The 24,367-nt window shown below is 35.2% G+C and carries 22 protein-coding genes, 1 tRNA gene and 1 other RNA gene; 13 read left to right on the forward strand and 11 right to left on the reverse strand.

Translation table 11 applies throughout. The features are described 5' to 3' along the window. Positions 1–57: 57 nt before the first annotated feature. Entirely contained in the window at positions 58–1,578 is a 1,521-nt protein-coding gene (locus tag B045_RS0100315) for a DUF4301 family protein (protein ID WP_018462266.1), read from the reverse strand. A 155-nt stretch (positions 1,579–1,733) separates the two neighbouring features. On the opposite strand from B045_RS0100315, the gene B045_RS14050 reads away from it, so the two are divergent. Beyond that, a complete protein-coding gene (locus B045_RS14050) occupies positions 1,734–2,315 on the forward strand; it encodes a DUF3256 family protein (protein ID WP_018462267.1) in 582 nt (193 codons plus the stop codon). Positions 2,316–4,122: 1,807 nt separating this feature from the next. Continuing rightward, positions 4,123–4,193 (forward strand) — tRNA-Cys (locus B045_RS15220). Between the two features lie 60 nt (positions 4,194–4,253). Here the strand turns inward: B045_RS15220 and B045_RS0100330 are convergent. The 3 genes from B045_RS0100330 to rnpB all read right to left on the reverse strand — a co-directional run bounded on the left by B045_RS0100330 (position 4,254) and on the right by rnpB (position 5,550). Continuing rightward, positions 4,254–4,661, reverse strand: a complete 408-nt coding sequence (locus B045_RS0100330) for a YkvA family protein (protein ID WP_018462269.1) — start codon at positions 4,659–4,661, stop codon at positions 4,254–4,256. A 23-nt stretch (positions 4,662–4,684) separates the two neighbouring features. Beyond that, positions 4,685–5,110: a hypothetical protein gene (locus B045_RS0100335; protein ID WP_018462270.1), complete on the reverse strand. Its 426-nt coding sequence runs from the start codon at positions 5,108–5,110 to the stop codon at positions 4,685–4,687. Positions 5,111–5,149: 39 nt separating this feature from the next. After that, positions 5,150–5,550, reverse strand: an RNA gene (gene rnpB, locus B045_RS14790) — RNase P RNA component class A. Between the two features lie 295 nt (positions 5,551–5,845). Here rnpB and B045_RS0100340 point away from each other — a divergent pair. Then, complete coding sequence (locus B045_RS0100340) at positions 5,846–6,622, forward strand: EFR1 family ferrodoxin (RefSeq protein ID WP_018462271.1); 777 nt, start codon at positions 5,846–5,848, stop codon at positions 6,620–6,622. A gap of 10 nt (positions 6,623–6,632) precedes the next feature. Then, on the forward strand, positions 6,633–8,258 hold the full coding sequence (locus B045_RS0100345; protein ID WP_025882913.1) for a M6 family metalloprotease domain-containing protein: 1,626 nt from the start codon (positions 6,633–6,635) through the stop codon (positions 8,256–8,258). A gap of 221 nt (positions 8,259–8,479) precedes the next feature. Here B045_RS0100345 and B045_RS0100350 read toward each other — a convergent pair whose 3' ends face one another. Continuing rightward, positions 8,480–9,652, reverse strand: coding sequence for an MltF family protein (locus B045_RS0100350; RefSeq protein ID WP_018462273.1), 1,173 nt, complete (start codon positions 9,650–9,652; stop codon positions 8,480–8,482). Between the two features lie 158 nt (positions 9,653–9,810). Between B045_RS0100350 and hisG the strand changes: the two genes are divergently transcribed. The 6 genes from hisG to B045_RS0100380 all read left to right on the forward strand — a co-directional run bounded on the left by hisG (position 9,811) and on the right by B045_RS0100380 (position 15,426). Continuing rightward, the gene (gene hisG / locus B045_RS0100355; protein ID WP_018462274.1) at positions 9,811–10,662 is read left to right on the forward strand and encodes an ATP phosphoribosyltransferase; all 852 of its coding nucleotides are present in this window, start codon (positions 9,811–9,813) and stop codon (positions 10,660–10,662) included. 4 nt (positions 10,663–10,666) lie between these two features. Then, positions 10,667–11,962, forward strand: a complete 1,296-nt coding sequence (hisD, locus tag B045_RS0100360) for a histidinol dehydrogenase (RefSeq protein ID WP_018462275.1) — start codon at positions 10,667–10,669, stop codon at positions 11,960–11,962. Then, positions 11,959–12,993: a histidinol-phosphate transaminase gene (gene hisC / locus B045_RS0100365; RefSeq protein WP_018462276.1), complete on the forward strand. Its 1,035-nt coding sequence runs from the start codon at positions 11,959–11,961 to the stop codon at positions 12,991–12,993. The genes hisD and hisC overlap by 4 nt, the downstream gene beginning before the upstream one ends. A gap of 261 nt (positions 12,994–13,254) precedes the next feature. Next, positions 13,255–14,820 (forward strand): acyl-CoA carboxylase subunit beta, encoded by a 1,566-nt coding sequence (locus B045_RS0100370; protein ID WP_018462277.1) that lies wholly within the window; start codon positions 13,255–13,257, stop codon positions 14,818–14,820. A 21-nt stretch (positions 14,821–14,841) separates the two neighbouring features. After that, positions 14,842–14,991, forward strand: a complete 150-nt coding sequence (locus tag B045_RS15390; protein WP_018462278.1) for a hypothetical protein — start codon at positions 14,842–14,844, stop codon at positions 14,989–14,991. A gap of 6 nt (positions 14,992–14,997) precedes the next feature. Further along, entirely contained in the window at positions 14,998–15,426 is a 429-nt protein-coding gene (locus tag B045_RS0100380) for a biotin/lipoyl-containing protein (protein ID WP_018462279.1), read from the forward strand. Positions 15,427–15,589: 163 nt separating this feature from the next. Here B045_RS0100380 and pyk read toward each other — a convergent pair whose 3' ends face one another. The 3 genes from pyk to panC all read right to left on the reverse strand — a co-directional run bounded on the left by pyk (position 15,590) and on the right by panC (position 18,381). Then, a complete protein-coding gene (gene pyk, locus B045_RS0100385; protein ID WP_018462280.1) occupies positions 15,590–17,050 on the reverse strand; it encodes a pyruvate kinase in 1,461 nt (486 codons plus the stop codon). Between the two features lie 123 nt (positions 17,051–17,173). Continuing rightward, positions 17,174–17,518 (reverse strand): aspartate 1-decarboxylase, encoded by a 345-nt coding sequence (gene panD, locus B045_RS0100390; protein ID WP_018462281.1) that lies wholly within the window; start codon positions 17,516–17,518, stop codon positions 17,174–17,176. 2 nt (positions 17,519–17,520) lie between these two features. Further along, positions 17,521–18,381, reverse strand: a complete 861-nt coding sequence (gene panC, locus B045_RS0100395; protein WP_018462282.1) for a pantoate--beta-alanine ligase — start codon at positions 18,379–18,381, stop codon at positions 17,521–17,523. Positions 18,382–18,549: 168 nt separating this feature from the next. On the opposite strand from panC, the gene B045_RS0100400 reads away from it, so the two are divergent. From B045_RS0100400 to B045_RS0100410, 3 genes are read left to right on the forward strand one after another with little or no spacing between them, the layout of a single operon-like run. After that, positions 18,550–19,362 (forward strand): glycogen/starch synthase, encoded by an 813-nt coding sequence (locus B045_RS0100400; protein ID WP_018462283.1) that lies wholly within the window; start codon positions 18,550–18,552, stop codon positions 19,360–19,362. Positions 19,363–19,391: 29 nt separating this feature from the next. Next, positions 19,392–20,804, forward strand: coding sequence for a DUF4270 domain-containing protein (locus B045_RS0100405; protein WP_018462284.1), 1,413 nt, complete (start codon positions 19,392–19,394; stop codon positions 20,802–20,804). An 11-nt stretch (positions 20,805–20,815) separates the two neighbouring features. Continuing rightward, entirely contained in the window at positions 20,816–20,944 is a 129-nt protein-coding gene (locus tag B045_RS0100410; protein ID WP_018462285.1) for a hypothetical protein, read from the forward strand. A gap of 87 nt (positions 20,945–21,031) precedes the next feature. Here B045_RS0100410 and tilS read toward each other — a convergent pair whose 3' ends face one another. From tilS to B045_RS14055, 3 genes are all read right to left on the reverse strand, one after another. Continuing rightward, positions 21,032–22,390 (reverse strand): tRNA lysidine(34) synthetase TilS, encoded by a 1,359-nt coding sequence (gene tilS, locus B045_RS0100415; RefSeq protein WP_018462286.1) that lies wholly within the window; start codon positions 22,388–22,390, stop codon positions 21,032–21,034. Then, positions 22,380–23,561, reverse strand: a complete 1,182-nt coding sequence (locus B045_RS0100420) for a class I SAM-dependent rRNA methyltransferase (protein WP_018462287.1) — start codon at positions 23,559–23,561, stop codon at positions 22,380–22,382. Before B045_RS0100420 ends, tilS begins: the two co-directional genes overlap by 11 nt. A gap of 73 nt (positions 23,562–23,634) precedes the next feature. Next, complete coding sequence (locus B045_RS14055; protein WP_025882923.1) at positions 23,635–24,300, reverse strand: 3'-5' exonuclease; 666 nt, start codon at positions 24,298–24,300, stop codon at positions 23,635–23,637. Positions 24,301–24,367 lie beyond the last annotated feature (67 nt).

The raw sequence follows: 24,367 nt of genomic DNA on the forward strand, positions 1-24,367 counted from the left end.
TTCGATTTCATATTTTGCGTAACAACTAAACCGAGCCACCAATTTATTATATATAATTTATTGGTGTTGATCTCTGAGCAAGTCGTTAACGGTCTTTACAGGATTAAATGTTTCCAAAGGAACTTCTACAAAAACGGTATTCCAATCACTCATTGCTCCATTCCATAATCCTGGCAATTCCAAAGCTTTAAGATCTTTTCCATTCTTACTCTTGCTGCTTATGAAACCAGTATTTCTGTCAACATATTCAGGAAGATTGAAATCATTTCCCTTATAATCTTTAATTGCACATACTAAGTCAACAGGATTGAAATGTGTACCATTCTTGAACATATCCATGTATTCTGCATTATTTGTATCAATCTGGCAACTTTCCAATATCTGTAGACTTACAGTACCATCTTGATTATATGTCAGGAATGGACCGCCACCTGGTTCACCTACATTTTTTACAACGCCGCAAGCACGCATTGGTCTATTTAATTTCTTTCTTAAATAAATAACCAAATCAGCATCTTCCAAATCCTTTATATCCTGCTTTCTGCAGCATAGATCACGTTGTACAAATCTTATAATTTCTTCAAGTTTAGTATGATTGTACTTTCCAGAATCAAGTAGTCTGAGATATTCAAATGTCTTATTTTGCAAATCAACTAATATTCCAGCCAATATCTGCTTATATTTCACCGTTTCATCCTTTAATCTATCAGGAACAACATTGTCGATATTCTTAACAAAAACTATATCGGCATCTATCTCATTAAGATTTTCGATTAATGCGCCGTGGCCACCTGGTCTGAACAACAAACTACCATCCTCATTTCTGAAAGGTGTATTATCAGGATTTGCAGCAATAGTATCTGTACTTGGCTTTTGTTCAGAGAAAGTAATATTATATTCAACTCCGAATTTCTCAGAATACTTGTTTATATTTTCAGCAACTTTAGCCTTAAACAATTCTAAGTGACTATGACTTACTGTGAAATGTACATTTGCCTTACCCTTACTGCTTGCATATAAAGCAGCTTCAACAAGATGTTCTTCCATTGGAGTTCTAGGACCGTCTTCGTAATTATGGAAGAGTAGTAGTCCTTTTGGTAAACTACCATAGTTAAGTCCATTCTCATTAAGCATATTGGCAACAATATTCTTATATTTGCCTTCTTCCATTAACTTAGTAATACAATGATCATCATTAGCCTTGCATTTATCACAAAGTTCTTTTTTAAATGCAAACTTCTTAATATTATCAAAAAATTCCTTTTCAAAATCTGTTGTAGGAACATTATATGTTGCACTAAGAAAAGCAAACATATTCTTAAACATACGGCTTGCAGCACCACTGGCAGGAACGAATTTAACTATTTTATGGCCTTCGTTTTTATAATCATTCCATATATTTACATATTTATCCTGTTCATCTTCTTTTGGAGCTATAATTCCTTTATCTATTGACGCAGCAGATTCCAATTTAAGAAAAGGGAAACCTTTTTCTATCTGTTTAAGCTGAAAATAAACCTGTTCTTCGCTAATTCCGTGAGCTTCAATTTGACTGATGTCTTGTTTTGATAATGCCATATTCTTTATTTTGATTTAATTTATTATATCCTTATGCAAAAATAACAATAATATTTGATACATTAAAGATAAAACCCATAAAATCTAGTTAAATATTAAAAACATCCTTCACCCATTTGCACATTTGGAAAAAAATAGGTAATATTGCAACTATTATGATAAGAAAAACTACAATATGTTTACTTTTGATGTTATCTATCTTTGATAATATCAATGCACAAAGCATGCGCAGTCTGTGGATAAACATGCCTGACTCTGTTATCGGATATATGGATAAGAACAGTCGCATAGAATCTTTGGATTATCTAGAGATGAAAGTAAAAAGTGACGTTAAAAATATGCTAGGTGAGACATCAACTGTTGATACTATAACCAACGATTTTATATCAGCCACACTGAGTTCTGCGATGAAACTAACAATTAAAAAATTGCCAGTTGATGACAACGATAGTCTGATTTGCATGGTTCGCACATATACAGCCGGTAATGAAAAAGAGAGTAGTATATGTTTCTTTAATTCCAAATGGGAACCTATAAAAATAGACGTTGATCTGCCTATTCAAAATAATAATAAAAACATCGTCTTGCAACAACAAATTTCATCATCTGATATTTTAGTAATACAATTACAACCAAAGGTATTTATTGAAGAAAATGATGATAAAAATGCGGCAAAATCGTTAACAACATTAAAATGGAACACTAAAAGTGTTAAATATACACCGAAATCATTATAAATATCATGCGAATATTTGCAGGTAACAAAACAATTATTACCTTTGCATCGTGTTTTTCATGGTATTAGATTATTAAGGTTAAGAAAAGATTGGTTGTCGTGAGACAATCAATTTTTTTTGTTAATAGATGTAGCCAATTTATAATGCTTAGGTCATTAACAATATTCTTATTTTAATCGGCTTTGAGCATTTATAAATCTCATGATAAGCATTTGAATCCAATCATTTTACTAATTTATTTTTAAGCATATTGAGATAATTTTGTTTATCATGTAAATAGGATATATTATATTTATCTTTAAAAGCTACCCAACATAATATGCGACTTATAAAGTATAGCAATGTAATAAGTTCAGCATTGCACAAGTGAGGGTACAACCAAACATTACCCTCAGAATGCATCCATAGCAGGTATTTTTAAAACAAGAAGAGCTTGAAATAGATTAAGATAAACATAATAATAATATCTATTTATCATAATCCTGATTATATTTATTTTTATAAGGAATTACCAGACAGAATAAACACTGGTGTCCAATACTGATTCATCAGTTTTTAGCTAGTAGCTACGTTTGAATATGCAAAGTCTCTATCTTAAGGGCCCACGGAGAAATAAATATAATTTTAGCTGCGACAAAATATGCGTTCTAGCTACAACAAAATTAGCATTATTATGCTTAAATATAAAGTACCTTTAATATTAAAATAACTTTATAACGATAAAACGCAAACGTTTGATCGATGAAACGTAAAATTTGTATCGTAGAAACGCAAACGTTTGATCGATGAAGCGCAAACTTTGTATCGTAGAAACGCATTCCCGAATTGATAATACAAATTATATGTCTTAAAATATTGGCATTTAAACAAACAAAACTTATTATTTATTTACTAGGACATTATGAATAATTACATATCTATATAACTATAATAATTAATTCCCTACATAGGTTTTTCGAAAATACAAGCGTCTAAGTGACTCTATCATGATTATCAGTAAGTTATAATGCTTTTTTATACTTTTACAGTGTCGAATAAATGTCACCTATAATAAAATCAGCTATAAAACAAATCATCATTTGCATTTCATCGTAGAAACACAAGTTTTACCAACACTTGCACGTAACTAGTCATCATCGGAAACCGTTTCTAATTAACTGATAGTCAGTGCGTCGACACTTAGACACTAAAAAAGACGAAAAACCTGTAGTGCGCGTGCATGCGTACATTATATATAGGAAATACTACATTTTTATGTTCGTGCATCTTGTTTGTTACAAAATCACCTATTATTTTGCTTAAAACCATCTATTATAACGTAGAAAGATGTAGCTAGAAATATATATATTATTTCGCTATAGCCTTTTAAATAGTAACATTTCAGATAATAAGCGTAGAGCAATGTAGCTAAAAATATGTAATCTTACAGGTAAAGAAATCTATAACTTTTTTAATAATAGTTTCTTTATTGGGAATTTTATTTTTATCTTTGTAAAAGATAGCTGCATACAACGAGATATTCAATCAAATTTGATTATACTTGTCTATCATTTGCAGTGTTATACATATCAAAGAAATAAAACATATGATATTACAATACATTATAATAGGAATAGTTATTTTCGCTGCAATACTGTATGCTGTGCTGCGAAGTTATAAATCGGTTAATGACAATATAAAATGCAAAGATTATAAATGCGCTGGTTGCGCATTCTATGATAAATGCAGAAATAAGCAAAAAAAGTAAAAGAAAAATTTGGTGGTATAATTTTTTTGTCTTACCTTTGCACTCGCTAAACAAAAGCATGGTACCTTGGCCGATCGGTTAGGTAACGGTCTGCAAAACCGTGCAGAGCAGTTCGACTCTGCTAGGTACCTCAAAAGAAAGGTTGAGATTTATTTCTCAACCTTTTTCTTTTTTATAATGTTTATTTTATATTACACAGGAGTATCAGTTGGATCCTCGTCAAATAAATGATTTATTGCCTCTATTTCATCATTATCAAACCATTTTGACAGTTTTTCTTTAGCTTTCAACTTAACATCTTCGCTTACATTCCCCCACACTTTATGTATCACATAAAATATGACAGCCATATCATCGCTCAATCCAGCTATTGGTATAGCATCAGGAACAAGATCAAGAGGACTGATAAGGTAACCAAGCGCACCAATAATAATAGCCTTGTCTTTAGTACTAACTTTATCACTCTGAAGAGTATAATATAAAATAAAGGCTGAATATACCAGTTTTACACCAGCTCTTTTAGCTATTCTCGAAATTTTCTCGATAAATCCTGAGGTTGAGAACTTATCTTTGTAAGATAAAAAATCAGGTAGTTCCATACTGTAAAATTAAAATAAATGTATTATAATCTGTATGAAAGCACCTTGTTGATGTAGCTTTCATGCTTTGAATCATATATCTTCTTTAGTCGAATATTGATTATCGTTTTCATAATCAACCGATAAATTCCAAATAGCACTACCCCACCAGCACCAGCTATCCATGCAGTATTAATCCCCCATGGCAATTTTGAATCAGGGAAACATGCAACTATAAATATAGGAATAACAACAAAGAATCCTAAAAGTGTGTATTGAAATCTCTCACTACCTATAGTATCAATAATAGCTTGCTTGTCAAAAAGATAGTCCGTAAGAGACTCCTTGCTTATTCCATAGTCATTCATTTGGGGAAAATCAACATTATTGCCCCATATCTCTATTCTTCGAAATACCATCTGCTGTAAATCGTCAACTTCACGATTCATTTCATTTAGAGTAAATGCCATATTGTTTAGATTTTTAATTTTTCGGTATTTATATAAAAGGAAAGTAGTGCTCTGATAAGCCGGGTTCCGTATTCATACAAAAATATGAAGCTCTGTCATTTATCTAGTCCATGAGTCACCTCATGGCTCAAGCGTTCTACCCTCCGCAGTAAACCAAAGTTAATCGAGCGAGCAGCTCTTTGCCTGCGGTATACATGAACTTGCAGCCTCCAGATGACACAGCATGACGATCACCCGCCATCTGGTGGTCTCTTACACCACCTTCTCACCCTTACCTTAACGACATTACAAGTCGAGACTTGCAAGTTTCAAAAAAGGCGGTTATTTTCTTCTGTCAACACCTACTGTCACCAATAGCTTCTATTTTCGGAAGTGAAGTGCTCTATGCTGCCCGGACTTTCCTCTCGCATAAAATGCCAGCGGCAGAGCCGGAGCACTACTTTCTTTCTGCAAAGGTAATACAATTTGAAAGAATATGAAAATAATTAATCTACTTTTATTAAGGTATATATATATTTAATAGAATTTGGCTGATTGTTTGTAGGATACATTATAATCAAAATTAACGACGTTAAAACATCAATATATTAAACTTATTATGTCAATTTTGTTAATCAAATCAAGCAACAATAGAAAAAATATAGTATCTTTGCATAAGCAAGGTTTTCATAGATGCCACATACGGTATAATCTTTGCAAAGTTCTACATTTCAGCAACATATAAAATTATAATATATGATATTCTATTTTTCAGGTACTGGTAACACATTATGGGCAATGAGAAAAATTGCCAATATAACTGGTGACATGTGTTTTTCTATACCAACTGAAATAAACGGAGAATGCAAATATACAATTCATGAAGATGAAAGGATTGGATTTGTTTTTCCTGTTCATGGTTGGAGACCACCAAAAATAGTAAGAGAATTTATAAAGAAGATGACCATACAATCCAATAATCTTCAATCGCATTATTGCTATGCATTGTGTACTACAGGAGACGATATAGGAATGACAATGGAATACCTTAACAAAGATCTTGCTGAAAAGGAACTATGCACCCACTCCACTTTCTCACTAAAAATGCCCGAAAGCTATGTTGGGTTGCCTTTTATGGATGTTGATCCTAAAGAAAAAGAGATTGAAAAGAAAAGAGAAGCAACAATTATGCTACAAGATTTTGCTGAAAAAATATATGATCGAGAACGTAGAATAAACATATTGCACCATAGTCACTGGCCATGGATAAACAGTAAGATTTTAGGCGAAATATTCGTTAAATGGCTAATTACAGACAAGCCATTTCATGTTGACACTGATAAATGTGTGAAATGTGGCATTTGTTCAAACGTATGTCCCGTAAATGATATAAATGGTGGATTTGGAAAAATTCCACAATGGAAACACAACGATATGTGTCTGACATGCTTTGCCTGCTATCATCACTGCCCAAAACATGCTATAGAATATGGTAAAAGGACAAGTGGCAAGGGACAATATTTTTTTAAATAGAAAAGAATATATGAAAAAGCTTTTTATCGTTGCTTTATTAGCCATGATTGCATGTAGTACAATGGCTCATGATAATGACTCCATAATGGGAAGTAACGGAAAAATGATACCAATGCCTGTATATGGAAGCATTGAAGCTAACTCAATTATGCCACGTAAAAACTCGTATTACGATGTTCATACTAGAGCTATTGGAAATTCAAATCCAGCATATACCCCCCATAATGGAAGTCCTAAAATACTAGTTATACTGGCAAACTTTAAGGATAAAGCATTTAGCGTAAACTATCCAAAGAAAGCATTTAACGAATTTTTTAATAGCGAAAACGGGTTTACTGATTATGGTAATGGCAATAAACAGAATTACGGAAGCATTAAACAGTATTTTGAAAAAATGAGTTCGAATTCTTTTTCGCCTATATTTGACGTTCACGGTCCAATAAATCTACCTGATTCAATGAAGGTTTATGGAGGAAGCAACACTACTTCTAATAGCGATGAAGACATTGACAAATTAGTAAAAGATGCATTGGCACAGTTAAGCGATTCGATAAAAGACGCATCCCAATACGACTCCGATGGTGACGGATATATTGACTGCGTCTGTATTATATCTGCATATCTTGGACAAAACAATGGTGGAAATGGTAATTGCGTATGGGCATGCACAGGAAATACCAGCGGAACTTTCGGTGGAAAAAATGTTGGCTGGTTCAGCCTGTCTTCAGAGTTATATCCAGCATACGTAAATGCAACACAGAAAATAGCACAGATAAACGGCATAGGAGTAGCTTGCCACGAATTTTCCCATGCTCTAGGACTACCAGATATATACCCAACTGCAAGTAATGCGATAGCGGATAATCAGGAAATGGAATTATGGGATCTGATGGACGGTGGTGAATATGCTAATAATAGCTATACCCCTACCCCCTACACTGCATGGGAAAAGAAGCAAATAGGTTGGAATGTAAACATCATTAATCTTAACGACAACAAAACTATAACTATGGACAAGACTACAGAGGAAGGCGGTCCAGCATACAAAATACCAAATAGTAAAAATGCAAATGAATATTTCCTAATCGAAAACATACAACAGACAGGTTGGAATTCTGGAGCCATGTATCATGGTCTGCAAATATATCATGTCAATGATCAAAATTACATATATATAAATACACATCTAAACAACACACTAGGAGAACCTGGTATGGGAATAGTTCCTGCTGACGGAAATTCAATGTCTTCATATCTAAAAACAAGTGAAATTGCCTATGAAGATCAACATAAAGGTGACTTATTTCCAGGAACAAGCAATATAACAGTACTAAATGATACACTTGGATTACCAAACTTTTATTGGTACACGCAAGATACAAGTAGTGAAAAAGCGACATTTAATACTAAATATTATAAGGTGAACAAAGCTATCAAAAACATTACGGAAAAAGATGGAGTCATAACATTCGATTACATAAACGACTTCACAACAAACATCAATAATATATATACGGATGATAACAATAAAACAACACGTATTTATACTATTGATGGACGGTATGTTGGGGATTCATATTCATCACTTCAAAGGGGTATTTATATTATAAACAAGAAAAAGATAATTATCAAATAGAAACAAAAGACATGCATTATAAGAAAAAATGAACTATTTTTGATGTGTGTGCCCACACAAATGATATTTTTAAAAAAAGTTTGCAAATTATTTGGTAATTTAAAAAATTGCTTATATCTTTGCAAACGTTATCCTGAAAACAATCTTTTTACCTTAAAAGAAACTAATACCTATTGAAGATTTGGAGCGGTTGCCTGAGAAGGTCATCGCTTTTTTTATCCCTATATTTTAAACCTGTTTTTATGCTTTGCTCTTGACGGTGTCATATTTTCAAAACCGCCACTAAAGCCACCGCTGAATCCACCACCAAAAGAATGTGCAAAACCACGATACTGTGCCCATCGATTACAAATACGAGCCACATAATCCACAGTTTCGTCACCACGCATATAGCCATGCTTTACAACTGGATCATTATAATATGCTGGAACACGCAATCTTAATACAAATTCTTGTACATCTGCCCAACGATATGGATTCTTACCAAATTTACGTGCAAGTGCCATTGCATCACGAACATGAAAAAAACCACCATTATAACTAGCCAGAACAAAATAACTTCGCTCCAAAGGATTTGGTATATCTCTAAAATGCGAATGGAGTTCACGAATATATTTTGCAGCAGCAGCTATATTTTTTTCAGGATCATACATGTCTGAACGAGGAAGTCCTATATGATCTGCAGTTCCAGGCATAATCTGCATCAATCCACATGCACCCGCCCAAGAATGAGCACCTGAATCAAAAGTTGATTCTTGATAACATTGTGCTGCAAACAAACGCCAATCAAACATAGCCAAAGGTGCATAAGTCTTAAAGTGGTTATCGTAACGAGATATTACACCACCAGACCTACTCAGCATTGGAGAATATACATGGCGGACAACACTATTCGTAGAGAGCAAAAAGTTTTCTTCCTTCTTTATTGCGGCTATCATTCCTGGTCTAAACCAATTGTTTAACGAGTCAGCCAATTCGTTGTTACCTTCTTTCACTGCCCACTGAGCATGCAAAGAATCAGCCTTCATACCACAATATTCAATATCTTTATATCCTCTAGGAAGTGGAAATGCTATAATATCAGCATCTCCCGCCTTCAATCGGTTAACCATTTCTAATGTATCCTTACACACTTCAACACGCAAAGACACTCCTAACTTTTGAGCAAATTTCTCAGCCAGCATATATTGCAACCCCATACCATGACCATGATAGTCATAATAAGTCTCTGGTCCAGACATTGTAAGCATGATAAGTTCACCATTAGAGACAATATCGTTCAATGTAAAACTCTTATTTTCTTGAATAGAATCGTTACCGATTTCTTCTCCCCATGGTGTGATTTCGACTTTCTTCTTATCACTACATGAAGTAACACAAGCTCCCATGAACATTATATATATAAGGATGTATAAATATCGCATAATACGAATGTGAATTCTTTATAATTATGAGGCATATATGCCTTTGGGTCACAAAATTACAACATTATTTGCAGATATCCTTAAAAAAGAGTATTTTTGCATTGCATTTTTAAGAAAATTAGAATTATATGTTACGTATAGCTGTACAATCAAAGGGTCGTCTATTTGATGACACAATGAACTTACTTGCCGAGGCAGACATCAAAGTTAGTGCCAGCAAGCGCACGTTATTGGTGCAATCGTCAAACTTCCCATTGGAGATTCTTTATCTAAGGGATGACGATATACCACAAAGTGTAGCTAGCGGTGTTGCTGACATCGGTATCGTTGGTGAGAATGAATTTGTTGAGCGTGATGAGAATGCTCAAATTATTAGTAGACTAGGATTTAGCAAATGCAGACTGTCACTTGCAATTCCAAAAGAAATAAACTATACCGGTCTGGAATGGTTTAATGGAAAGAAAATTGCTACTTCTTATCCAGGTATTCTTCGCAAGTTTATGAAACAGCATAACATAAATGCTGAGGTTCATGTAATAACTGGCAGCGTTGAAATTAGTCCTGGTATAGGCTTGGCAGATGGTATCTTTGATATTGTCAGTTCTGGGAGTACTTTAGTAAGCAACAACCTTCATGAGGTAGAACTAGTGATGAAGAGCGAGGCTTTGCTTGTTGGTAATTGGAACATGAATGAAGAGAAACATAAAGTTCTTAACGAGATGCTGTTCAGATTTGAAGCTGTGCGTTCTGCTCAAGACAAGAAATATGTCATGATGAATGCTCCTAAAGATAAGATTAAGGAAATCACAGCTGTATTACCAGGCATCAAGAGTCCTACCATCATACCGCTAGCTGATGAAAACTGGTGCTCAATACACACTGTGCTTGATGAAAAATGTTTTTGGGAAATAATAGGAAAGCTAAAAGAACTTGGTGCACAAGGAATTTTGGTTACTCCAATAGAAAAAATGATATTATAAGAAAATGAACATTATCAAATATCCGAAGAGGAGTGAATGGAGTATTATTGTGGAGCGTCCGCATTTGGATGTATCACAACTTAATGTTACCGTGCAAAGCGTACTTGAAAAAATCAAGAGCGAAGGCGATGCTGCTGTTATAGAGTTTGAATCAAAGTTCGATCATGTTAATCTACAATCTTTGGTCGTTTCAAAAGAAGAAATGGACGAAGCTGAAAGACTTATTAGTGACGAACTTCATCATGCATTGGTTCTAGCACATCATAACATTGCTAAATTTCACGTATCTCAGAAATTTGATGGTTCTAAAATCGAAACACAACCTGGTGTTACATGCTGGCAGAAATCTGTTCCAATACAGAAAGTGGGATTATACATTCCTGGAGGAACGGCACCACTATTCAGCACAGTATTAATGCTTGCTACTCCTGCAAAGATTGCAGGGTGTGACGACATAATACTATGTACCCCACCCAACCGTGAAGGAAAAGTTAATCCTGCAATATTGGTTGCCGCAAAAATTGCTGGAGTAAACAAAATTTATAAAGCTGGTGGCGTTCAGGCTATCGGAGCTATGGCTTACGGAACAGAATCAGTGCCAAAGGTTTACAAGATATTCGGTCCAGGTAACCAATATGTAATGGCTGCAAAGCAACAGGTTTCACTACATGACGTGGCAATAGATATGCCAGCAGGTCCTTCGGAAGTTTGCGTTATTGCAGACGAAACAAGTAATGCTGTTTTTGTAGCAGCCGACCTACTGTCGCAAGCTGAACATGGTACAGACTCACAAGTTATTCTCATTACAACATCAGAAAGCTTCCTAAATAAAGTCAACGATGAGGTTAAAGTTCAACTTAAGCAATTACCACGTAAAGAAATAGCATCTAAAGCTTTAGACAATAGTAAATTTATTTTGGTAAAAGACAAAAAAGAAGCTATGGAGTTAAGTAATACTTATGCTCCAGAACATCTTATTATATCTACAAATGATTATGAAGAATTATCAGAAATGGTAATTAATGCCGGTAGTGTATTCTTAGGTCAATATGCATGTGAAAGTGCTGGTGACTATGCTAGCGGAACAAATCATACTCTACCTACGCATGGCTATGCACTAGCATATAATGGCGTAAATCTAGACAGCTATAACCGTAAGGTTACATTCCAACACCTCACGAAAGAAGGTGTAAAGAATATAGGACCCGCTGTAGAGATAATGGCTGAAAACGAACAACTAATAGCTCACAAAAATGCAATGACAGTTCGTCTACAAGCATTAAAAAATAAGGCAGAATGAAATCATTAGAAGAATTGACAAGACCAAATATTTGGTCATTAGCTCCATATAGTAGTGCAAGAAACGAGTATAGCGGTCATGCTGCGCACGTGTTTCTTGATGCAAATGAAAATCCATACAATAAGCCACTCAATCGCTATCCAGACCCTCTGCAAGAAGATGTAAAAGCTAAGCTATCTGTTGTGAAACGCGTTAGCCCTGAGCAGATTTTTCTTGGCAATGGTAGTGATGAAGCAATAGATCTACCCTATCGCTGTTTTTGCCGTCCAGGAATTGACAATGTCGTAGCGATAGAACCGACTTATGGTATGTATAAGGTGTGTGCTGACATCAATGATGTGGAATATAGACCTGTATTACTTGATGAAAACTATCAAATAACAGCAGAAAAGCTATTAAAGGCTACTGATGAAAATACCAAATTTATATGGATATGTTCACCAAATAACCCAACAGGTAACAATATAAACCGCGATGAGATTATAAAACTGATTGATTCTTTCGATGGATTAGTTATAGTTGATGAGGCTTATTCTGACTTCTCTTCGCAAAAGCCTTTGAGAGATGAACTTGACAGACATCCTAATATGATTGTACTGAATACTTTCAGTAAAGCATGGGGATGCGCAGCCATACGTCTTGGAATGGCTTTTGCAAGTAAAGATATTATCTCAATATTTAACAAGGTAAAATATCCTTATAATGTTAACAGCCTTACGCAAAAGCAAGCTCTAGAAGCATTAAAGGATCCGTATGAAGTAGACAAGTGGGTAAAAATAATATTGCAAGAACGTTTACGTATGATTCAAGCATTCAAAGACTTACCTATATGCGAAAAGGTTTATAACACAGATGCCAACTTCTTTTTGGCAAAAATGAAAGATGCCCAGAAAACATACGACTACCTTGTTGACAAAGGTATAATCGTAAGAAACCGCACAAGAATAAGTCTTTGCGGAAATTGTCTTCGCATAACAATTGGTACAAAATCGGAAAATCAGGATTTACTTGCTGCGTTAAGAGATTTGTAAATTAAGAAGCAAATATAACACAACTAAAATGGGTTGACAGTTAAGCTGTCAACCCATTTTATATTTAAGACTACGAATCAAAAGTTATTAGATACAAAAAGGCGAATATCAGTAAACATACTTGTTGTTTTCACTTACTAATAACATAATTTACAATAAGTAGTTTTATGTTTTCGATATTTATTAGTATCTTTGCATGCTGAAAAGTGGAATTATACATTAATTCAGAAATAAACAGACAACAAAATTAATAAATAAATTATGAGTAAGCAAGTAGAAAAAATCAAGGAGCTGATTGCAAAGCGCGAACAGGCTTATCTTGGTGGTGGTGAAAAGGCTATCGACAAGCAGCATGCACGTGGCAAATACACAGCTCGCGAACGTATTGAAATGTTGGTGGATAAAGATAGCTTTGAGGAATATGATATGTTCAAACTACATCGTTGCCACAATTTTGGTATGGAAAAAAAGCAATACCTCGGTGATGGAGTTGTTGCTGGTTCTGCAACTATCTGTGGCAGACTCGTATATCTATATGCTCAAGACTTCACTGTAAACGGAGGTTCTCTTTCTGAAACAATGGCTCAGAAAATATGTAAAGTTATGGATATGGCCATGAAGATGGGCGCTCCATTCATTTGCATGAACGACTCTGGTGGTGCACGTATTCAGGAGGGTATTTCTTCTCTCGCTGGCTATGGTGAAATTTTCGAACGCAACATTCTAGCAAGTGGTGTTATACCACAGATTAGTGCAATAATGGGCCCTTGTGCCGGTGGTGCTGTATATTCACCTGCATTGACAGACTTCATCTTTATGACAGAAGGCACATCTTATATGTTCCTTACAGGTCCTAAGGTTGTAAAGACTGTAACTGGTGAAGATATTGATGCTGAACATCTTGGTGGTGCCAGCGTACACGCAAGCAAGAGCGGTGTTACTCATTTCACAGCTAAAAGTGAAGAAGAGTGCATGGAACTGATAAAGACTCTTCTATCTTATATTCCTTCTAACAATACAGAGGAAGCTCCAAGAACTGAATGCAACGACCCTATCGACCGCAAGGAAGATCTTCTTAACGAAATCATTCCTGAAGATCCAAATCAGGCTTATGATATGTATAAGGTGATTGCAGCAGTAACTGATAACGGAGAATTCTTTGAGGTTCAACCTAAATTTGCAAAGAACATTATTACTGGTTTTGCACGTTTCAATGGTCAGAGTGTTGGTGTTGTTGCCAATCAACCAGCAGCTTACGCAGGTGTACTTGACGTAAACGCTAGCCGCAAGGCAGCTAGATTCGTTAGATTCTGCGATGCATTCAATATTCCTATCGTCAGCCTTGTTGACGTACCAGGATTCCTTCCAGGAACAGGTCAGGAGTATAATGCTGTAATTCAGCATGGTGCACAGTTACTTTATGCATACGGTGAAGCAACTGTTCCAAAGATTACAATAACTCTTCGTAAGAGTTACGGTGGTTCTCATATCGTGATGGGATGTAAACAACTTCGTTCAGACTTGAACTTCGCATGGCCATCTGCAGAGATTGCAGTTATGGGAGGAAGCGGTGCTGTTGCAATACTTTGTGCAAAAGAAGCAAAAGCTAAAAAAGAAGCAGGAGAAGATGTTAAGGTATTCCTTGCCGAGAAAGAAGAAGAATACACCGATAAATTCGCTAACCCATATCAGGCAGCGCAATTCGGATATATTGATGATATCATAGAACCTCGCAATACTCGTTTCCGCATATGCCGTGGTTTGGCTCAACTAGCTACAAAACGCGACAGTCTTCCTGCCAAGAAGCACGGATGTATGCCAATGTAAAACATTTAAACATTATATAAAATGGACAAAAATGTATATGCAGCAATTGCCATGGCTCTCTATGAGTTTGCAGGCAACAATGCTCACGATAAGGAACCGGGCATCATTACGATTAAGCCAAAGCATACACTTTGGAACGCTAAATTCCTATCATTAACAAAGAAACCATAAAAAGATATGAAAGAGTTTAAATATACTATCGATGGTAAAGAATATAACGTTACCATTGGCGAAATAGATGAGAACAATGTTGCTAGTATTAGTGTAAACGGAGAAGACTACAACGTTCAGATGGAAAAAGAAGCTGAGCCTGAGAAGAAGAAGGTTGTATTAGGCAAACCTGTCGACAACTCTAATGATGATGAGGCAACTCCTGCAGCCAATGTAAATACAAACAATGCTGTTAAAGCACCACTACCTGGCACAATTACAGCAATCAATGTTGAAGTTGGTCAAGAAGTTAAAGCTGGTGACGCCGTTGTTGTTCTCGAGGCTATGAAAATGGCTAACAACATTGAGGCTGAAAAAGATGGTAAGATTACTGCTATCTGCGTAAAAGTTGGTCAAAGTGTTCTTGAAGAGGATCCTTTGGTTGTTATTGAATAATCATTATTCAAAACCTTTCAACTTTAGATAGATATAAGGAAAACAAAAAGGAAGAAGACAACATTGTCTTCTTCCTTTTTTCATTTTATCCATGCTTGGACTAATACAAAAAAAATATGGGAAAGCTATTTGCTATCCCATATTCCATTATATAATAAAAATATTATTCGTCTACATCAACTTTCGTACTTCCTGGTAGATGGAATTGATAACTTCTATCAAAGACTTCCTTAACCTTGTTGATTTCAAGGAAAGTTGTGCCACCACCTTCACCAAAGCTTCCACTAAGGTATGCTATCTTATTTTCATCCTTAATATATCCTTTTTGACGAAGCATTCTCAATGCAGCAAAAAACATATATTGAGAACTAACCTGCTCTCTCTGATATATTGGGGTTACTCCATAACTAAGATTGAGCCATCGTTGAGTTTTTTCCTTATAGCATATAGCCAATACAGGAACTGGGCCGCGGAATGCGGCAAGATTACGAGCAGTTCTTCCAGTTTCACTATCAGTAATTATTCCAGCTACACCAGCTCTCTTTGTTGATTCAATAGCTGCATGTGCCAAAAATTCTCTTAGATCACAATCTCCATCAGTTGAAACTTCTATATCATTATCACGCAATTTATCTTTTTCAGCTTGTTCTGCAATACGAGCCATTGTCTGAACAGCTTCCAAAGGATACTTTCCACTAGCAGTTTCACCACTGAGCATCAGAGCATCAGTTCTATAATAAATTGCATTTGCAATATCAGTTACTTCAGCACGTGTAGGACGAGGGTTGTTTATCATAGTATGCAACATTTGCGTAGCTACAATAACAGGTCTCTTCTTTTGAATACAACTGCGGATTATAGAACGCTGAATACCAGGAATTTTCTCAATAGGCACTTCTATACCTAGGTCGCCACGAGCAACCATAATACCATAAGAAGCGTCAATAATTTCTTCAATATTATCTACACCTTCCTGATTCTCTATTTTCGAAATAATCTTGATATCACTATTATGCTCGTCCAAAATTTTCTGAACCTCCATAACATCAGCAGCATTTCTAACAAAAGAATGAGCAATAAAATCAATATCTAACTCAATAGCTAGAAGTATATTATGTCGATCACGATCTGTCAATGCAGGAAGATCAATATGCTCCCCAGGAATATTAACACTTTTATGTGAGCCAAGAGTTCCGTCATTCTGAACCTTTGCAATAAGCATTGGACCAACGTTCTCAATGACCTGCATATCTAATTCTCCGTCGTCAAACAAGATATCATCGCCAACCTTAACATCCTTAGTGATGTCTGAATATGAAACGTTTACAATATCATGAGAACTATCCATTTCAGGGCGACCAAAAATTTTAACTACATCGCCTGTTTTATATTCAAGCGGTTCATCAACGCCTGTTGTTCTTACTTCTGGTCCTTTGGTATCAATCATAATACCAATATGAGGAGATACAGCCCTTACATTTTTTACAATAGTACGTATACCTTCCTCCGTGGCATGAGCAGTGTTCATACGAACAACATTCATACCAGCAAAAAATAATTTTCTGATGAAATCTTGATCACATCTGCGATCACTTATCGAGGCTACAATTTTCGTTTGTTTCATATTAGCTATCTTGAAATTTCCTACAAAGTTAGCTCAATTATTGCACAAAACAAAGCTTTTTTGAGTATTTTATTTTTAGTTCAAGCTTCATATTACAATTATGCACAATACGGCTATAATATTTTAGAGTTTGTTTCCTTCTTTTGGGAAGATGACTTTAGGTTCAAATGTTTTAGCCTCTTCAAAATCCATTAACGCATAAGATATAATTATCACAACGTCACCTACCAATGCTTTCCTTGCTGCAGCTCCATTAAGACAGATGCACCCTGAACCTCTTTCGCCTTTTATAATATAGGTTTCAAAACGTTCACCATTGTTATTATTTACAATCTGCACCTTTTCACCAGCAATCATATTTGCTGCATCCAACAGATCTTCATCTATTGTAATGCTGCCCATATAATTAAGATTGGCTTCTGTAACCTTAGCGCAATGTAATTTACTTTTTAATACTTCAATATACATCGTCAAATCTTGTGTTCTTTATATTTAATATGATCTATCAAACGAATAGGAGTCTTTCCGCAATTGACAGTTATACAACCGACTACATAGTCGCTGTCATTCCAATCATTCACATTCTGGAGAGTATTACCATCAACTATTTCGAAATATTCAACATTTAATCCTTCTACTGCGTTTATTTCCTTCATGACCCTATCACGAGTATCAGAAACACTATGACTCATAGCATATTCAACACTAGCACTAAGAGATTTGAAAATAGTAGGAGCAATAGCTTTCTCGTCAGTAGCTAAGAGAGCGTTACGACTGCTTTTTGCAAGTCCGTCACTTTCTCGAACTATTGGACATTCTATAATTTTTACATCACTTCCAATATATTTCACTAGTTGTTTTATTACAGCAATCTGCTGCCAATCTTTTTCTCCAAAATATGCACAATTAGGGCGTGTTATATAGAATAGTCTACTAACAACCTGACAGACACCATTGAAATGTCCTGGACGACGAGCACCCTCCATAACGGTAGAAACAGGAGGAAATTCAAAATGGCGTTTATCCCCTAACGGATACATCTCCTTAACAGACGGAGCAAATACATAATCTGCACCACATTTTTCTATTAACTTGCAATCATCATCCAAAGTTCTTGGATATCGATCCAAATCTCCTTTGTCATTAAATTGTGTTGGATTTAAGAAAATAGATACGACTGTTATATCGTTGTCTTTAACGCTACGCTCCACTAATGAAGCGTGCCCCTCGTGCAATGCACCCATTGTTGGCACTAAGCCAAAACTCTTACCTTGTTTACGAGCATAAAATAGCTCATTCTGCAAATCTACGACCTTATTAAAAACTTTCATTATTCTTTAATTCCAATTGGTGTGCAAAATAACAACTTTTTTCTTAAATAAGAAAGAATTATTATAAAATTATGCGAATAAACGACCATATTTATTTGTTTTATTACATTTATGGCTTATTTTCAATAGTTTTTTTGTACCTTTGCACTATTCAATTTGAAAATAAACATGGCAAAGAAAGTATTATTCATCAACCAAGAGATTACACCGTTCGTACCAGAGACAAATATGTCTACTATGGGCAAAGAACTACCACAAAAAGCACAAGAAGCCGGATTAGAGATTCGTACTTTTATGCCAAAATGGGGAAACATTAATGAGCGTCGCGGACAACTTCACGAAGTAATACGTCTCTCGGGAATGAATCTTATTATCGATGACACTGATCATCCACTGATTATCAAAGTTGCTTCTATTCCTCAATCAAGAATTCAAGTTTACTTTATTGATAACGACGATTATTTCACCAAGCGTCAGATGACAATTGATGAAGAAGGTAATGAATATGCTGATAACGGTGAACGCGCCATTTTCTTTGCACGCGGAGTCTTGGAGACAGTTAAGAAACTGCGCTGGGTTCCCGACATTATACATTGTCAAGGATGGATGAGCGCTGTTGTACCTCTTTATATAAAGACAGCTTATCACGATGAGCCTTCTTTTGCAAAGACAAAGGTTATAACATCACTATTTGACGAACAACCAAAAGGCGAACTCGGCAGTAAATTCCGTGATATCGTAGCTTTTAGAGATGCCAAGCCTGAACTTATGAAATGCTATAACGAAAAGTTTGATTTCATAGAATTAGGTAAGTTAGCACTTGACTACAGTGACTGCGTTATTGAGGCAAATAAGAATGTAAACAATGAACTCCTGAAATATGCAAACAACAAGAGCATTCCTGTTCTTGATTATCCAGGTGAAGATTTCATTGGAGCTTATAATGAGCTTTACGAAAAGATATGCCCAACAGAAGAATGAAATAATAATTTTATCCCTTATAAAGCAATATGAAACTTAAAAGTCTTGGTCTTGCATGCATTATACTTGCATCATTCACTATAATTTCTTGTGATGATACCACTGACGGCATTGGAACATCACTTACCGACAACAGAGATAACTTGGATATCAGCACTGACACATTCTTTGTTAGTACTAAATCCGTTGTAGCAGATTCTGTACTGTCACGCAACACTACAGGATACCTAGGAAAATTCCGTGATCCTGAGACTGGTGCATATATTACTAGCAACTTTATGACTCAATTTAGTGTACTTGAAAACTACACTTTTCCAAAAATTGACAGTATAATAAGCAAAAATGACGGTCTGGCTTATGCTGACTCATGCGAAATTCGCCTATATCATTCAAATACAATAGGAGACTCTCTTGCACCAATGAAGCTACAAGCTTATGAACTAGGGAAACCAGTAGAAGATGAGGATTACTATTCAAACTTTGATCCAGAAAAAGAAGGATATGTACGCCAGAATGGACTTGTAGTAGACAAGACCTATACCCTAGCAGATTTGAATTATAGTATTGCTCAACGTTCTTCAAGCGATTATAACGCCTCTATTCGCATTCCGTTAAATAAAGAATATACTGATAAAGACGGAAAAACTTATAAGAACTACGGTACATATATTATGCGCAAGTATTATGAGAATCCAAATAACTTTAAGAACTCATATACTTTCATACATAATGTTGCACCAGGATTCTACTTTAAATCAACAAGTGGAATTGGAGCTATGGCTAACATCTATAATGCAATTATGTACGTACACTTCAGATACACATCAAACGATTCTACATATAATGTAGCGGCTACATTTGGAGGTACAGAGGAAGTAATGCAGACAACAAGCATTAAAAACGATGCTGCCACAATAAAGAAGATGGCTGAAGACAACAGTTGTACCTACGTAAAGACACCTGCTGGAATTTTTACAGAAATGACAATTCCTGTTGATGATATAGTAAAAGGCAAAGAGAACTATACTATAAATACAGCAAAGGTAACATTACAGAGAATTAACAACGAGAATCCTAACGAATATGCTTTGGGAGCACCTAGTCAATTGCTTATGATCCCAGCTGATAGCATCACATCTTTCTTCAAGAATCACGATGTTGCTGACAACAAGAATTCATATTTAGCTAGCCTAAGTTCAAATGCATATACTTTCAACAACATAGGTTCTATGATAAAGACTATGTCTGATAACAAGCAAAGTGGAAATATATCTGATAATTGGAATAAAGTTGTTATAATTCCTGTTACGACTTCTACAATGACAATAAGTAGTAATACATATCTTACAGGTATTTATCATGACATGTCAATTAAAAGTACTAAATTAGTAGGAGGAAGTACACCTATAAAACTAACTGTTGTATACAGTAAATTCAAATAACAGATTCACTTATGGCAGACAATTATCTTGAGCGAAAGCGCCGCGACTATGAAGAGCGGAAAGCAATATGGCTTAAGAAAAAGCAATTTACGAAAATAAAGAAAACTTCTATTCAGAAACCTGAAGATGAAGCTTTATAAAAAGATCCCCATCATTTAAAATGATGGGGATTTATATTTCTACTATTTTTTATTGTACATTTAAGCTCAGCATGCTATAGCTTAAATTCAAATATGTCTACGCATTTCTATCTTAAGACAATTTAATGATCCTTTAATTATTCTACATCTATTGTCCGTTCTAAGTCCAGCAACCCAAACTATATTACCTTCGTTATCTTCTATAACAAGCTGTTTCTGCTTATCAAAAAGCGTAAACTTATTATCAGTTAGGAAATCACTAAGTAATTTACTACCTTTCATTCCAAAAGGCACGAATCTATCGGCATTTTTTATATGACGAATAACAAGTGGAAAGTTTACTTTATCAGCATCTAATGTAACAACTTCCGCTATTTTACTTGGCTTAAAGTCTGAATTAATTTCAGAAACACTAAAACGAAATTCTAAGTTTTCATTATAATAATAGTTTCCCGTCTCTGGAATCGTCATAATCTTATTCTGACTATCATCAACATTTATACTATTAATAATAATCAATCCTCTATCTATCAACAAGTTATGCGATTTTGACGTCCAGATTTTACCTGATGGAGCATCTAGATTTTCAGAAATCTGTTCGATTTGCGATGGAGTAAATGAAAACTTGTGAATAATAGAATATAAAATATACTCCGATGAAATCATTGATTTCAATCTATCTATATCTATATATATGCACAAGCTTGTTTTTTTCACAACGACCTCATCGACACATTTCTTTATAGCTTCATCAAATATGCAGGCAGCTTGCCTAATTCTATTTGCTGTTTTTGCAATATCAGCACTTGCAGAAGGATTAATTTGATTCAATTGAGGAATTATATTAAGCCTTATCTTGTTGCGCGTAACATCATCAACATTATTGGAACTATCGGTAACATAGTTTTGTTGAATAGAATTTAAGTAATCAATAATATCGTTGCGACTAACATCTAGGAGTGGCCTTATAATATAGCCATTCTTAGATGAAATTCCCTGTAGTCCATGCAATCCTGTTCCACGAATAAGATTTATAAGTAATGTCTCTACACTATCATCACGATGATGCGCTACTAATATTGCATCAGCAGATAAATCTGTACGCAACTTCTCAAAATAATCATATCTTAATTCACGCGCTGCCATTTCAATACTTACCTTATGCAATGAAGCATAAGACTTTGTATCAAAATGAACACGATGAAATGGAATATTTTGTTCATTACATAAGTTCTCACAAAACTTCTCATCTCTATCCGATTCCTCACCACGAAGATGAAAGTTGCAATGCATGGCTTCAACACTATATCCCAAGTCAATCATGACACGAAGAAGAGCTACACTGTCACTCCCACCGCTCAGGGCTACAAGATAACGACCATTAGCACTAAGTAAATGATTTATCTCGACATATCGCTTAACACGCAGGGCAAATTTATTCAACATATAGCACTAGCCCTTTAAGGTACTCGCCTTCTGGGTGATAAATATTAATTGGATGATCAGCCGGTTGGTGAAGTTGATGCAAAATTCTAACCTTACGTCCTGCTTGTGCAGCGGCAGTAAACACAGCATTACGGAAGTTATCTTTAGTAACGACCTGTGAACAACTAAAAGTGAAAAGAATACCACCATGCTTGATTTTTTGGAAACCTTTTACATTCAATCTAGTATATCCCTTTAATGCATTATGCAATGCAGCACGATGCTTTGCAAAAGCTGGAGGGTCAAGAATAATAAGATCATATTTATCATCATTATTCTCCAAATACTTAAATGCATCCTCACAAAAAGCCTCATGGCGGGTGTCACCAGGAAAATTAAGTTCTATATTATTATTTGTAAGCTCTATCGCCTTTGCACTGCTATCTACAGAATGCACCAACTTAGCTTCACCACGCATAGCATAAACAGAAAAACCACCTGTGTAACAAAACATATTAAGAACACTACGCCCTTTTGCGTATTTCTCCAATAAGCTTCTATTTTCTCTTTGATCAACAAAGAATCCCGTTTTCTGCCCACGAAGCCAATCAACATGGAACTTCAATCCATTCTCAACTGCTATATCATTATCGGTGGAACCGTAGATAAATCCATTTTCCTGTCCTAAATCCGCCTTAAACGGAAGCGTAGTTTCACTCTTATAATAAATATTTTTAATTCTATCGCCAATAACTTCAATAAGCGCCTTTGACACTTCATTGCGGCTCAAATGCATTCCTACACTGTGAGCCTGCATAACAGCAGTTTCTCCATAGCAATCTATAATCAATCCTGGCAAGTTGTCACCTTCGCCATAAACCAGTCTATAAGTATTATTTGAAGGATTATCAGCAATACTTATGCCCTTTCGTGTCTCAAATGCACTTTTCAGTCTTGAACACCAGAATTCATGATTGATTTCTATATCTTTAAAAGAAAGCACTCTCACAGCAATAGAGCCTATCTGATAGTGTCCTACAGCTATAAAATCACCAGAAACAGTAATAACTCTTACTATTTCTCCCTCATTTATGCCATCATCCATGTGATGAATGGCTCCTGAGAAAATCCAAGGATGAAAGCGTTTCAGCGACTCTTCCTTACCTTTTTTAAGGTATATTGATTTATACATATTATTATTATTTTAATAAATAAACATATACATGAAGCAAAATAAGCTACACGATATGTATAATTAAATTTAATTACATTGATGCGACTTCCAAGCCCTGTGCAATATTTTCAGGCTCAGGTTCTTCCAAAGTAACAAGCTCATATTCCTTAGAAACATGCAATCTTACAATCTCCTCATACAGATTAATACATGTCCACGCATCAGTTGCTGCATATTGTTTTTGCTTGTCGTTGAGCACATCAGCTTCCCAGTTTGTGAGTCTTTGTCTCTTACTGATTTTCTGATGGAACAGATTTGCGTAAAGCTTTTGCAAACTTAAATCTTTGACTCCAACCTTACCCACAATATTCTGCAAATCAATAAAATATCCTGGATTAAAATTAGCTCTACGATGCAACGAAAGTATATCATCATGCCATGAAAGTCCAATTTTGGGTACCGTTTTATCTTCTAATAACCGAATGATTGAAGGTGTCAATCCAATACAATTCAATCTGAAAAGAAAACAAGTGTCTTTTGATGACACCTGAAGAAGGGCAACTTTATGTTGATCGCCCTTACGAAATGTTGGACGAGTTTCAGTATCCACACCTAGAATATCGCACGAGAGCAAGTAATCCACCGCTTTATCGGCATCAGCCTCACTTATAATAGTGACTATCCTACCAGTAAAAAAAACAGCAGGAAGATCAGATATAAGTTTCTTGTCAAATTTACTATAAATAGTTTTTTTCATCTTTAAATACGTATCTAAGTGCAAAATTAAAAAAAAGTTATGAAAAGCATGCCGTTTCTCGGATTTT

This window comes from Segatella paludivivens DSM 17968 = JCM 13650, assembly GCF_000373185.1.
GTDB lineage: Bacteria > Bacteroidota > Bacteroidia > Bacteroidales > Bacteroidaceae > Prevotella > Prevotella paludivivens.

Excerpts from the sequence above, each read along its gene's own strand:
- B045_RS0100315 (WP_018462266.1), bottom strand. The coding sequence starts at position 1,578 with ATGGCATTATCAAAACAAGACATCAGTCAAATTGAAGCTCACGGAATT.
- B045_RS14050 (WP_018462267.1), top strand. The coding sequence starts at position 1,734 with ATGATAAGAAAAACTACAATATGTTTACTTTTGATGTTATCTATCTTT.
- B045_RS0100330 (WP_018462269.1), bottom strand. The coding sequence starts at position 4,661 with ATGGAACTACCTGATTTTTTATCTTACAAAGATAAGTTCTCAACCTCA.
- B045_RS0100335 (WP_018462270.1), bottom strand. The coding sequence starts at position 5,110 with ATGGCATTTACTCTAAATGAAATGAATCGTGAAGTTGACGATTTACAG.
- B045_RS0100340 (WP_018462271.1), top strand. The coding sequence starts at position 5,846 with ATGATATTCTATTTTTCAGGTACTGGTAACACATTATGGGCAATGAGA.
- B045_RS0100345 (WP_025882913.1), top strand. The coding sequence starts at position 6,633 with ATGAAAAAGCTTTTTATCGTTGCTTTATTAGCCATGATTGCATGTAGT.
- B045_RS0100350 (WP_018462273.1), bottom strand. The coding sequence starts at position 9,652 with ATGTTCATGGGAGCTTGTGTTACTTCATGTAGTGATAAGAAGAAAGTC.
- hisG (WP_018462274.1), top strand. The coding sequence starts at position 9,811 with ATGTTACGTATAGCTGTACAATCAAAGGGTCGTCTATTTGATGACACA.
- hisD (WP_018462275.1), top strand. The coding sequence starts at position 10,667 with ATGAACATTATCAAATATCCGAAGAGGAGTGAATGGAGTATTATTGTG.
- hisC (WP_018462276.1), top strand. The coding sequence starts at position 11,959 with ATGAAATCATTAGAAGAATTGACAAGACCAAATATTTGGTCATTAGCT.
- B045_RS0100370 (WP_018462277.1), top strand. The coding sequence starts at position 13,255 with ATGAGTAAGCAAGTAGAAAAAATCAAGGAGCTGATTGCAAAGCGCGAA.
- B045_RS15390 (WP_018462278.1), top strand. The coding sequence starts at position 14,842 with ATGGACAAAAATGTATATGCAGCAATTGCCATGGCTCTCTATGAGTTT.
- B045_RS0100380 (WP_018462279.1), top strand. The coding sequence starts at position 14,998 with ATGAAAGAGTTTAAATATACTATCGATGGTAAAGAATATAACGTTACC.
- pyk (WP_018462280.1), bottom strand. The coding sequence starts at position 17,050 with ATGAAACAAACGAAAATTGTAGCCTCGATAAGTGATCGCAGATGTGAT.
- panD (WP_018462281.1), bottom strand. The coding sequence starts at position 17,518 with ATGTATATTGAAGTATTAAAAAGTAAATTACATTGCGCTAAGGTTACA.
- panC (WP_018462282.1), bottom strand. The coding sequence starts at position 18,381 with ATGAAAGTTTTTAATAAGGTCGTAGATTTGCAGAATGAGCTATTTTAT.
- B045_RS0100400 (WP_018462283.1), top strand. The coding sequence starts at position 18,550 with ATGGCAAAGAAAGTATTATTCATCAACCAAGAGATTACACCGTTCGTA.
- B045_RS0100405 (WP_018462284.1), top strand. The coding sequence starts at position 19,392 with ATGAAACTTAAAAGTCTTGGTCTTGCATGCATTATACTTGCATCATTC.
- B045_RS0100410 (WP_018462285.1), top strand. The coding sequence starts at position 20,816 with ATGGCAGACAATTATCTTGAGCGAAAGCGCCGCGACTATGAAGAGCGG.
- tilS (WP_018462286.1), bottom strand. The coding sequence starts at position 22,390 with ATGTTGAATAAATTTGCCCTGCGTGTTAAGCGATATGTCGAGATAAAT.
- B045_RS0100420 (WP_018462287.1), bottom strand. The coding sequence starts at position 23,561 with ATGTATAAATCAATATACCTTAAAAAAGGTAAGGAAGAGTCGCTGAAA.
- B045_RS14055 (WP_025882923.1), bottom strand. The coding sequence starts at position 24,300 with ATGAAAAAAACTATTTATAGTAAATTTGACAAGAAACTTATATCTGAT.